Raw genomic sequence first — 13,216 nt, forward strand, 5'->3', positions numbered from 1 at the left:
GAGTGGGGGCTATATTTGAATCAAATAATTTTTTATTTCACTCACTTTTGAAAATAGTATGAGGGGTATTTATTCATATTTTTTGTCTTTAGCTTTCCTTTTTATAGGAGGTTGCCAAATTCAGAACCAAGGAGGGAAAGTAGCCTCGGTTTCGGATCGGCAGCCGGTTGACTGGGTCAATCCGTACATCGGAAATATCAGCCACCTGCTGGTGCCTACTTTTCCAACCATTCATTTACCAAACAGCTTTTTGCGGGTAATTCCTGAGCGAGCAGATTTTACTTCGGATCGACTTTCAGGTCTACCGGTGATCACCACTTCTCACCGTGGCGCTTCGGCATTTACTTTGAGTCCATCCAATTATTCAGCGCAACAGCAGATTGCAGAGGTGGGGCGACTAAGTTACGACCAAGAGAAAATTACGCCTTATGGTTATCAGGTATATTTGGATGAAATGAAGGTGGCGGTAAATTATTCCTTATCACATCAGTCAGGAATTTATCAATTGTCATTTGAAGAAGGCCAAACACCTGCATTAACAGTGCATAATAAAAAAGGCCAATTAAAAATCGCTGATGGAGCCATTTCGGGCTATCAGGTGGTGGACAATGAGGTAACCGAAAACACGACCAAAGTGTATTTGTATCTCAAATCAGAACAAAATGCCTTGCGTGATGGCGTAATTCAAAAAGGTAAGCTAATAGCTTCCCAAAAAGAAATCCAAACCGATAAGGGAAGTATTGCGATGGTTTTTGGAGCTGATCAACAACAAATCACCGTTCGATATGGGGTATCATTGATCAGTGTGGAGCAGGCGAAACGAAATTTGGAAAGAGAACAAAACGGAAAATCTTTTGATGAAATCGCCACGCAAGGAAGAAAAATATGGAATGACGCACTGGGGAAAATTGAGGTCAGCGGTGCATCGGAAGACGATCGAACTATCTTTTATACTTCGGTTTACAGAACCTATGAGCGACCTGTTTGTATTTCAGAAGATGGACAATACTTCAGTGCTTTTGACGGGGAAATTCATCAAGACAACGGTCAGCCATTTTATACTGACGATTGGATTTGGGACACCTATCGGGCAACACATCCACTTCGTGTGCTGACAGAGAAACAACTCGAAACAAACATCCTGAATTCTTTTATCCGTATGGCAGAACAAATGCCTAATGCCTGGATGCCTACCTTCCCTGAGGTAATGGGAGATAGCCGCCGAATGAATTCAAATCACGGTGTGGCAACGGTTTTAGATGCAGCAGTGAAAGGGTTGGATGGTTTCGATCTGCAAAAGGCCTACTCCATGTGTAAGAAAGGGATCACCGAAAAAACGCTGGCGCCATGGTCAGGAAAGCCTGCGGGCGACTTGGATGCTTTCTTTTGGAAAAATGGGTATTTCCCCGCACTCCGCCACGGTCAAAAAGAATACAGTGATTTGGTGCATCCTTTTGAAAGCCGACAGCCTGTAGCCGTTACGCTCGGAACAACTTATGATGAGTGGTGCCTTTCGGAAATCGCCCGCCTGTTGAATATTGAGGAAGATCACCAGTATTTCCTGAACAGGTCTTATGACTATCGAAAAATTTACAATGCATCCACAGGATTCTTCCATCCCAAAGATGATCAACATCAATTCATTGAACCTTTCGATTACCGTTTCTCAGGCGGACAAGGATTGAGAAATTATTATGGAGAAAACAATGGCTGGGTTTATCGTTGGGATGTGCCACATAATGTAGCAGATCTGATGGAGTTGATGGGTGGAAGAGCAGCTTTCATCAACAACCTTGAGGCGACCTTTAATGAGCCTTTGGGTAAAAGCAAGTTCGCCTTTTACGCTCAGATTCCCGATCATACGGGTAATGTGGGGCAGTTCTCCATGGCCAACGAGCCTTCATTGCATATCCCTTATTTGTACAATTATGCAGGACAGCCATGGAAGACACAGAAAAGGGTTAAAACCTTGATGCGTCAATGGTTTAGGAATGATTTGATGGGTATTCCCGGTGATGAAGACGGTGGTGGAATGTCCGCTTTTATCATCTTCTCTCAACTGGGTTTTTATCCGGTAACGCCTGGAATGCCTGCTTACAATATTGGAACACCATTTTTTAAGGAATCCAAAGTACATCTTGGCAATGGGAAAACTTTCACCATCAAGGCCAATAACCTGTCGGAAGATAATAAATATATTCAGTCGGCTACACTCAATGGTGAGGCGTGGAACAAGCCTTGGTTTCCGCATTCGGCCATTGAGCATGGAGGAACTTTGGAACTGACCATGGGCAATAGAGCCAATCTGAATTGGGGGGCGCAACCACAGGATGCACCACCATCAGCAATGAAAATGATCAAGGGGTAAAATTAAAATGCCCTGAATGATATCCAAAGGGGATTTTGTTGTACTCAAATAAATGGCAATGTATTTTGACATTGCCCAAAACCATCATCAACCTACTCTAAATCCATGTAGCTTAACCTACCATGTATTTTTTTAAGAGCCTGAGGATGGTTCCCAATTTTTAAGGAACAATTTTTTAATTCAAAACGATCTATTTATGAAAAAAGTACTATTTTTTTTCATGCTATTCATTAGTTTTTCCGCCCTTGCACAGCAACGGATTACCGGAAATGTGGTGGATACCACAGGGGAGCCACTCCCTGGCGTGAATGTATCTGTTGTTGGAGCCGCTGGCGGTACCGTAACAGATATTTCCGGAGACTTCGCACTTGAAGTTTCAGGATCAGATATTAAAATTCAGTGTTCATTCATTGGAATGAAAACAGTCATAATCCCCGTGGGGAAATCACAAACCTCGGTTTCAGTAACCATGGAGGAAGACTACATGACACTTGAGGACGTTGTGGTGGTCGGTTATGGTACGCAGAAAAAAGGGTCGGTAACAGGGTCCATTTCGGCGATCAATAATGATGACCTGATCAAGGTTTCTGTACCGGATGTCAATAACTCTATTGCGGGTCGTTTGCCTGGTGTTCGGGTACAGCAGCTCTCCAGTGAGCCTGGTGTTTTTGATTCAAGTATTGATATTCGTGGTCTTGGACAACCTCTTTACGTTATTGATGGAATTCCTCGTGATCCGGCAACTTTTGCACGATTGAATCCCAATGAGATTGATAACATCTCTATCCTAAAGGATGCGGCTGCCGCAATTTATGGGGTTCAGGCCGCCAATGGGGTTGTTTTGGTAACCACCAAAAAAGGAACGAATAAAGACTTTGAAGTAGATTACTCTTTCCGAATGGGTATCAACAGGGTAACGCAATTCCCGCGTTTGACTGATGCGTATCAGTACTCTACCATGTTCAATGAGTTGCACTACAATGACTTATATAGTTCTGGTGAATACAAAGGGGAACCTCGTTTTACCTCAGAAGAGATTGAAAAGTACAGAACGGGTGAGTTACAGAGCACGGATTTCATGCGGTTGATCATGAAAGACCAATCGACGCAAACACAGCATAACATTGGCTTTTCTGGTGGTAACGACAAGGTTACTTATTATACCTCCTTCGGATTTTTTGGCGAAAACGGCTTATGGAAAACCAATTCGTTAAGCTCTAACAAATATAACTTCCGTACGAATGTAAATGCCAAACTAACCAAAGACCTTACTTTTGGCGTAAACCTGGGCTACATTAAAACGACACAGGACGGGCAGTCAGAAAGCACTTGGAAGGTGTTCCGTAACACCTGGCGTATTGCACCAACGAATCAGGCTTACGCCAATGGCAACCCAAAATATTTGCAACATCCATACGAGGGAGGAAACAACCCACTGGCTTATGTGGATCCAGAATTGAGTGGCTTCCGCGACAGAAGTGAAAGTTTTTATCAGTCCACCTTTAATCTTGACTATGCCGTTCCATTTGTGGAAGGCTTAAACCTTAAAGCGGTTGCTGGTTATGATACCAAAGATGGTTTGGACCGCCGTTTCCGTAAAGCCTATTCACAGTATAGTTATGATGCGGACAATGACGCATACAATGAGGTTGCCAAATTGAATGACCCTTCAGACCTGTCAGAAGGACGTTGGAAGGAAGTCAACACGACTTTGCAGTTGATGGCCAACTACAATAAGGAAATCAACGGTCACACCATCGGCGTATTGGGGGTAGCAGAGCAACGCCACAAGCAACTTAGAACCAACAACGGTTATGTTCAATTTGGTGTGGATGCTATTCCAGAGTTAGGTGCCGGTATTCAGGAAACAAGTACGGTAGGCAGTTATGTCGAAGAAGTGGCAAGGCAGTCGCTGATTGGTCGGGTAACCTATGACTATAAAATGAAATACCTCTTGGAGGCAAGCTTCCGTTATGACGGTTCTTCCTTGTATCCTGAGGATGGTCGATGGGGACTTTTCCCGTCTGTTTCGGCAGGTTATAATATTGCTGAGGAGAATTTCATGAAAGACAATGTGCGTTTTATCTCCAAACTGAAGCTGAGAGGTTCATGGGGTAGAATGGGAGACGATGGAGGATCCAATTTGGTCGATCACGAAATCGGGTATATTTATCCTGATGGCGGGTACTACTTCGGTAATGGTTTCAAACCTGCTTTGGGTATCCGGAATTCTGTCAATCCAAACTTTACATGGTACACCTCCGACACTTACAATGCAGGTATTGAAGCGAGTTTCTTCCAGGGCAAGATCGATGTTGAGTTTGATGTGTTTAAGCGTCAGCGAGATGGTTTGCCTGCCCTAAGAAATTCAACCTTACCCGGATATGTAGGAGTGAACTTGCCTCAGGAAAACCTGAATGGGGATATTACAAGTGGTTATGAGATTGTTTTGGGGCACCGAAACAGCATTGGCCGTGACTTCAGTTATTTCATTCGTGGTAACATGAGTTATACACGAACCAAGCATGCTTATATCGAAGAAAATCCACCAAGCAATCAAAATGGCGAATGGAGAAACACCAAATCCTATCGATACAATGATATCATTTGGGGATACAAAACCGATGGTCAGTTCCAAAACCACGATGAAATCCACAGCCATGCGATTATGGATGGTGCCGGAAACAGAACAATCCTTCCTGGTGATTTCAGATATGTGGACATGAATGGCGACGGGGTAATCAACGGAAGTGACGTAGTGCCAATTGCCAATGCTGGCGGTAAACCATTGATCTATTTCGGATTGAACCTCGGTATGAGTTATAAAAACTTTGATGTTTCTGTCCTGCTACAAGGTGCGGCCAAGTATCGCGTGAAGTATGATGATCAGTTGAGTCGTCCATTCTATTGGGGCTTTGCTACTCCGATCACCGAATTCTGGGATAGATGGCACCTGAATGATATGACCGATCCGGAAAGTGGATGGAATCCTGGGAAATATCCTGCCATGGGTGAACGCCAAAACTATCGCAGCTCAGATTTCTGGTGGAGAGATGCTTCTTACTTGAGAATCAAGAATGTTGAGTTGGGTTACACCGTTCCACAGCATTTGTTGAAGAAGATTAAAACCAAAGGGCTTCGTGTTTATTTCACGGCTTTCAACCTGCATACCTTCACCCGAGGGCTTGATTTTGTTGATCCTGAATATACTTCAAGAAAGTATAGCTATAACTATCCGATTACCATGAACATGAACTTTGGCGTAGATATTAAACTGTAATTGAGATGAGAAATTTTTTAATATTTTTATTATCGTTATCGGTCATGATGACCTCCTGCTCCGACTTTTTGGATCGTGAGCAAGCTAATAGCATGAGTCCTGAGGATGTTTTCAGCAGCCCGGATGCCATCGAAGCCTACTTTATTTCTTTATATAAAGATTTACCGATTGAGTCGTTCAATTTTTGCCAAGGCAACATGACCAATTTCCCTGGTCACGGAAACCGATATATGGCCAACTGGACGCAAGAGGCGGTATGGAGTACCACCTATGGCGGTGGGGAGTTTAATAACAACTGGAATTTGTGTTATACAAATATTCGCCGCATTACGGAGATGATCAAAATCCTGGAATCGGGCGCATTGCCTGATAAGCTACAGAGTAGCTATGATGCGCTGATGGGGGAGGCTTTGTTCCTTCGAGCATATAACTATTTCACGCTTGTGAAGATGTTTGGTGGCGTGCCACTGATCACGGAATTGTTGGATCCTACCTCACCTATTGAGGAACTTTTAGTACCTCGCGACAAAGAGCTGGCGGTTTGGAACCTCATAGCAGAGGATTTGGAGTTTGCCGCAGAGCACATGCCTGAGGAAAGTATTTACGGTCGTGCCAATAAATATGTAGCAGCCGCTCTGATGTCCCGTTCTATGATTTTTGCTGCCTCGGTGGCTCAGCACGGACAAGTGCAGCTTGACGGAGTGGTTGGGCTGCCGATCAACGAAGCGGAACGTTTTTATAATTTGAGCATCAAGGGTTCAGAAATGGTGATTAATAGTGGGAAATACGACTTGATGACCGGACCCGATCCTGCACAGGCTTTTTATGACTTGTTTGTAAACCCTGACAATCAGGAATCAATTTTCGTCAAAGGGTATGACTTCCCCGCCACCCGACGCACACACTCTCATGATTTGATGATTCTGCCTGCTCCGATCAATGCGCCATTGAATTATGGAGGACGCCTGGCGCCGACTTTGCAAATGGTTGAGGCTTTTGGCTATACCGATGGAAGCTCTGGCGAATTGAAAATCTATGATGATAATGGTGATCCGATTGTCTATGAACAACCAGAGGATATTTACAATGGAAAGGACCCTCGGATGTTTGCCTCCTTCATCACCACCAACTCAATGGCCAAAGGAACAAAAATTGTCATTCAGGACGGAGTAGCTTATCGTGAGAACGGTGCTTTGAGAATGCTTGTAGGAAGTGATCCTAATCTATATTTTGATATGGATAAAAAAGAGTTTGTTGATTCGAAAACAGATATTCTGGGAACAGGAAATGCCCTTGATCGCCGTAACCTTTCCGGTGTATTTGCCAGAAAATATATGGATCCTGAGCGTCCAGCAGCACTTTGTACCGACTGGAGGTCTCAGACCCACTGGATTGACATCCGATTTGCTGAGGTGTTGATGAACCATGCTGAGGCTAACTTTCAGCTGGGAAATAATGACAAGGCCTTGACGTCCATCAATCGTGTAAGAGCTCGTGCGAATATGCCAGCACACACTTCCCTGAATTTTGACAAGATCAAAAATGAATGGCTGGTGGAGTTTGTTTATGAAAACAAATATTTCTGGAACCTGAGACGCTGGAGAAGTTTGGTGCCAGACCTTAACACTTTCCAAGCACAGCGCCTAAGATATTTTTATGATATCGATAATGACGGCTATGTATATAATGTCGAAAATAGAGACGGTATGAAAAACTATCAAGACCGACACTATTACAATACGATTCCTGGTGATCAGATTCAGGTTAATCCACTTTTGGTTCAAAATCCTGGCTATTAATTCAATATGGATATGAGAAATTTAGTAATATTTTTATTGGCGGCTTTGGTCCTTTCTTCCTGTATTAAAGAGGATAACTTCCCACAGCCCAATGCAACATTTTATGGTAAAATCATCGATGTCGATACCGGTGAACCGATCATCACAAGCCGTCAGGGAGCTGGAGTAGTTCGCTTGATTGAGATAAGTGAAAAGTACCCTGATAACACTTCCCCACAAGATTTGAATATTGGAGGAGTGGGTTCAGGTGCCTTCCGAAATTCTATGATTTTTAATGGGACCTATAAGGCTACTTTACATAATGGACCTTTCAAATACTTGGGAGATACCATCGAAGTTACCCTTAACGGTGATACAGAGCATAATTTTGAGGTATTGCCCAATATGAGAATCAGTGTCGAATTGGATGGGGCAACGGGCATCAAGTATGTTGTCAATCGTCCTGAGGGGATTGATGGAGATCTTCAGAGTATTGCGGTATTGTTCAATACCTGGGAAACGGTGGACCTTGGTACTTCCAATCAAGTATTGGGAAATGCAGAGTTTATCAATGCCCACAGTGGCATGTTGGACAGGGAGTTTTCCTATGACTTCGGAAATAAATTCGAGGATGGAAAGGACTATTACATCCGTGTAGCGGCAAGTATGTACGGGCAGTGGAATTACAGCCAAATATTCCATATCGCAAGATAAAAAACCTATGGGGTCCTTCTGAAATGGAGGGCCCCTTTACAACCTATAATAGTATAGGGTGAACTTTACGCCACAACCTTTTTTTTGTATGAGATACCTATTGATTTTTATAATTACTCTGCTCCCCTTGTTTGCCGTTAATGCGCAGGACTTGAAGCATAAAGTTGTTGATAATAAAGGCTATGAGGGCAAAACCATGTTTGGATATCAGGGCTGGTTTGCTGCGCCAGAAGACGAGAGTGTACGTGCTACCTGGTGGCATTGGGGACGCAATTTCCATTCGACTGAGATCGAAAACCGAACGGTTGATATGTTGCCCGATATGCGGGAGTTCCCGAAAAATGAGCGAATGAGCACCGGATATGTTTCCAAGGATGGCAAGCCTATCGAAGTGTTTTCTTCAGGAAAAAGGGAAACCGTCAAAAGGCACATGAAATGGCTTCGGGATTATGATATCGATGGGGTGTTTCTGCAACGATTCATTAGTGAGAATGGCGATGCGGGTGTGATGCGTTTTCGTGATGAGGTAACAAAATCTGTCAAAGAAGGATCCGCCGACTATGGTCGTGTTTTCAGTATCATGTATGATGGTGTGGCGGGTAAATCCACAGATATTATTGCCGACTGGAAACACCTCGTAGATGATTTGGGTGTTACCGAAGGGGACAATTATTTGCATCAGGATGGATTGCCTTTGGTGGCCCTTTGGGGATATACGGTAAGAGACGATGCGCCGGCATCTGAGCTGGAAGAGGTGATGGATTTCTTTGCCAATGCACCTGAAGAAAAATACCGCGCATCGGTCATGTTGGGCGTAAATGACAATTGGTTCAAAAAAACAGAGTTTATGCCAAGCCTCAAAAAGGCATCGGTGATCAGTGCCTGGACACCTGGCCGTTACCGTGATCAGGATGGTTTTGATTCTTATTTGTGGAATCAACTGCGCCCTTCACTTAACTTCTGTCAGGAGCATGATATTTTGTATGTTCCCGTTGCTTTTCCTGGTTTTTCATGGGTGAACCTCAAGAACAACGACCCTAACCACCCTTTGAATGCTATTCCGAGACTCGGTGGCGATTTCTTCTGGATGCAGCTCAAAGGTTATGCAGAAAAAAATGTACAATCGTTGTATTTGGCGATGTTTGATGAGGTGGATGAAAGCACCTGTTACTTCAAAACACTCGAAAAGCAGTCTGAATTGCCTGATGTGGGAGAGTGGCTTGCGATGGATCAAGATGGCTATGATCTACCGAGTGATTATTACCTGAAGCTTGCAGGTCGTGCGCGTAAAATCATTGCCGGAGAGGCAGAAATTACCGATGAGATCAGTGGCCTGGAAGAAGCGATCATGACCCTGCGAATCATTGATGATGCAAAGGTGGAATTGATCTTTCCTGATTATGCGAATTCCAAAGAATTTGAGGTGAGTGTGGATGGAGGCCAGACTTTTGCCTATAAAATAAATTCCGCAGAAAAGAGGTATATGATCGACGACCTTGGTTGTGGAACCTTTAATGTAGTGGTTAAGAATTCGGCGGGTGAATTGGTTCCGATGGGGAATGTTTCTCTTGAATCCGAAAAACCTGCAAGCCCAATGCCGGCAAGCAATTCTGTAAATGTAGCCACGGATCAGGTATTTTCCTGGGTGCAGTGCCCTGAGAAAAATGTCAAACTTACCAAAGTGTATTTGTCTAAAACCAAAGACTTTGCCGATGCCGAATTACAGTCATTCGATGGTGACCAAAGTACGGTGAGGTTCGATGACCTGATTGATTTGCAGGCCTATTTTTGGAAGGTGGAAATCATTTTGGAAACGGGCCAAAAGCTCAATAGCGATGTATGGAGCTTCAGCACAAAAGGGGATATGGAGGTAGCCCCTGCTACCGATCCGCTTCCGGCTATCGGCGAAACAGAGATCAGCCTTAAGCCTGAATTGCAATGGACGGCTGGTGTGGGCAATGCCGAAGAATATCGTGTGCTGATCAGCGAATCGGAGTTATTGGATAAAAGTGATATCATCGCTGAAAGTCTGACTGATGAGCGCCTGTTGATCGATGAGCATTTGACGCACAATACAAATTACTTCTGGCGAGTAGATCAGAAAGTAGGCGGCAAATGGTATTTCGGTGAGCTTTGGCGATTCAATACCACCGCTACACCATTGGGCATTGAAAATAAAAAATTGGTCGCTTTTCCAAATCCTACCAATGGGGTGTTTTGGATCAATATTTCGGGGGTAGATTCCATCATTGTCATGAATGCTTCAGGTGCTGTTCAGCCTCAGGTGCTGGTCAGCGGACAACAGGTGGATTTAAGCGCTTTAGCTGATGGGATTTATTTCATTAAGGTAGTAACGGGCAATCATATCCAACTTTTGAAAGTCCTCAAAACACAATAAGCAACCTATTTTTTATCAAGATGAAGAAGTTAGTTTTTTTTAGTTTAATCCTATTGTCCTTTTCTGCTTTGGCACAGAAATCTCCTATGTACCCAAGTTACAAAGGGTTGGTGATGTGTGGTTATCAAGGCTGGTTTAAAGCCGATGGAGATACCCACGGCAAGGCATGGGGGCATTACGGGCACAATGGCAAGTTTGATCCCGAACACCTGACCATCGATATTTATCCCGATATGAGGGAATACAAAAAGCAGTATCCAACGGATTTTATCAATGCCGATGGTTCAACGGCAAACATCTTCAGTTCCTCGGATCAAAGCACCACCGATCTGCATTTCAAATGGATGAAGGATTATCAGATTGATGGCGCCTTTATGCAACGTTTTTTCTCCTACATCAAAAATGATCAGGCTAAAATACGTCCTGACTTGGTGATCAAACATGCCTTTAATTCTTCTCAGCAGCATGATCGGGCGATTGCCATCATGTATGATTTATCCGGCTTGAAGGCGGGCAAAGATGACTGTTCAACCGTGATCGAGGACTGGAAGCATTTGGTGGATGACCTGAATGTATTGAACAAGGGCAAAAAGCAAACCTACTTGCACCACAACGGGAAACCACTGGTGGCGATATGGGGAGTTGGATTTCCTGACCGAGCGTATGACATTGACCAAATCAAGTTGCAGGAGTTGATTGACTTTCTTAAAAATGACCCTGTTTACGGCGGTTGTTCGGTAATGCTCGGCATCCCAACGTATTTCCGTGAACTAAAAACAGATTGTTCCAATGATCCTTATCTGCACAAAATCATTGAGCAAGTGGATGTGGTTTTGCCGTGGATGGTCGGGCGTTTTAATAATGATACTTTCAAAAATCCGACACAGTATCATAACCACGTAGCAGCAGACATCGAGTGGTGTGCTTCGAAAGGGGTCGATTATGTGCCTTGTGTTTACCCTGGTTTCAGCTGGGCGAATCTGCGCAGAACGGTCAAAAAGATGGAGGTACCATATGCTGAAATCCCACGACAAAAAGGGGCGTTTTTCTGGAATCAGATTTATCACACTTTGGATGCGGGGGCAGAGATGCTTTATGTGGCCATGTTCGATGAGGTGGACGAATCTACGGCGATTTTTAAATGTACAGACAACCCACCGGTCAATGCCAAATTTATCGATATGGAGGGCATGCCTTCGGATCATTACCTCAAACTAACGCAACAGGCAGGGAAAGTCTTGCGAGGTGAGGCGCAGTTATCAGAGTCCACTTATAAAATGAAATAAGTATGAGGGGGAAGATCATTTTAGCGGCTGTCTTAGTAAGTATCGTTGGTTTTGTTGGGGTAAAAGAGGTGTATAATACCGCTCCTAAAACCAATGTTATTCTCATTGTTGCTGATGATATGGGCTACGGTGATTTATCGTGCTATGGTGCGGAAAAAGGACTGACACCCAATATCGATGCCTTTGCGGAAAAGGGGGTGAAGTACACCAATTTCTATGCACCAACGCCCTATTGCGCACCCGCCCGGGCTTCTATACTAACAGGAAAACACCCGCTGCATCATGGTTTGCTGGAAAATCCTGCCCCTGATGCAGGTATTGATGAGCCTGGGCTTGACCCTTCTGAGGTTACGCTGGCTGAACGTTTGGGTGCCATTGGCTATCAGTCGGCGATCATCGGTAAATGGCATTTGGGTCACCAGCCGAAATTCTTTCCTCGCCAACAGGGATTTGATCATTATTATGGGATTTTATATTCCAATGATATGCGACCTGTTCAGATCTGGGAGAATGAGCAGGTGGTCAAGCCTACGGTCGATCAGCGGTATATCACCGAGGATTACACCAATCAGGCCATTGACTTTATTGACAAAAATAAAGACAATCCTTTCTTTTTATACCTGACCCACGCCATGCCTCATAAGCCTTTGGCTGCGTCGGAAAAATTTTATACACCGGATACGCCCGATGATCTCTATCAGGACGTTATTCGTGAGTTGGATTATAACGTAGGGCGCCTGCTCGATCATCTTAAAGCGACGGGCCTTGATAAAAATACCGTGGTGGTTTTCATGTCCGATAATGGTCCGTGGTTTGGGGGAAGCACGGGTAGCCTTAAAGGCATGAAGGCCACCAATTGGGAAGGGGGCATCCGCATCCCTTTCATTATTCAGTATCCTGGAGCACCCGAGGGTGTCACCATTGATCAGCCCGCATGGATTCCGGACATTGTTCCGACAATGGCGGAGTTTACGGGCTTTGATCTGAAGAAAGAAAATCTTGACGGACGGTCAATCTTGGGGCAGATCAATGGAAAGGATACCGACGAAAGGCTGATTGTGAGTATCCACAGAGATCAGCCGATCACCATCCGAAAAGGAAAGTGGAAACTGTTCGTCAATGAACCGACTAATTTCCATCTGCCGGACGACTGGGTGGACCCACGGGCACCCGATGGTACCACCATTATCGCCCAAACTGAACAGGCGACGGTCAGGGAATACCCTGGAATTCGTCCGGATAATCAATTCAAAAAAGGGGCATTGTTCAACCTTTCCCTCGATGCTGGAGAGCAAAAGGATGTAGCTGCACAGCACCCCGAGATCGTAAGCGCCCTGACTAAGGAATTGAACCAATTTTTGAACGGGCAGCAGCCTTAAGGGAGCACATTTT

General features: G+C 44.4%; 7 protein-coding genes. All 7 read left to right on the forward strand.

The window, feature by feature from the left end; translation table 11 throughout:
* Positions 1–58 precede the first annotated feature (58 nt).
* Complete coding sequence (locus AABK40_RS21405; RefSeq protein ID WP_421953325.1) at positions 59–2,368, forward strand: GH92 family glycosyl hydrolase; 2,310 nt, start codon at positions 59–61, stop codon at positions 2,366–2,368.
* Positions 2,369–2,564: 196 nt separating this feature from the next.
* Entirely contained in the window at positions 2,565–5,648 is a 3,084-nt protein-coding gene (locus tag AABK40_RS21410) for a SusC/RagA family TonB-linked outer membrane protein (RefSeq protein WP_338399198.1), read from the forward strand.
* Positions 5,649–5,653: 5 nt separating this feature from the next.
* Positions 5,654–7,447 carry a RagB/SusD family nutrient uptake outer membrane protein gene (locus AABK40_RS21415; RefSeq protein ID WP_338399199.1) on the forward strand — a complete coding sequence of 598 codons (1,794 nt, stop codon included), beginning with the start codon at positions 5,654–5,656 and terminating at the stop codon, positions 7,445–7,447.
* A 12-nt stretch (positions 7,448–7,459) separates the two neighbouring features.
* Positions 7,460–8,140 carry a DUF3823 domain-containing protein gene (locus tag AABK40_RS21420; RefSeq protein WP_338399200.1) on the forward strand — a complete coding sequence of 227 codons (681 nt, stop codon included), beginning with the start codon at positions 7,460–7,462 and terminating at the stop codon, positions 8,138–8,140.
* An 88-nt stretch (positions 8,141–8,228) separates the two neighbouring features.
* On the forward strand, positions 8,229–10,538 hold the full coding sequence (locus tag AABK40_RS21425; protein WP_338399201.1) for a T9SS type A sorting domain-containing protein: 2,310 nt from the start codon (positions 8,229–8,231) through the stop codon (positions 10,536–10,538).
* 20 nt (positions 10,539–10,558) lie between these two features.
* On the forward strand, positions 10,559–11,824 hold the full coding sequence (locus AABK40_RS21430; protein ID WP_338399202.1) for a glycoside hydrolase family 99 protein: 1,266 nt from the start codon (positions 10,559–10,561) through the stop codon (positions 11,822–11,824).
* A gap of 2 nt (positions 11,825–11,826) precedes the next feature.
* A complete protein-coding gene (locus AABK40_RS21435) occupies positions 11,827–13,203 on the forward strand; it encodes a sulfatase-like hydrolase/transferase (protein WP_338399203.1) in 1,377 nt (458 codons plus the stop codon).
* Positions 13,204–13,216 lie beyond the last annotated feature (13 nt).

It is taken from the genome of Persicobacter psychrovividus (assembly GCF_036492425.1).
Lineage (GTDB): Bacteria > Bacteroidota > Bacteroidia > Cytophagales > Cyclobacteriaceae > Persicobacter > Persicobacter psychrovividus.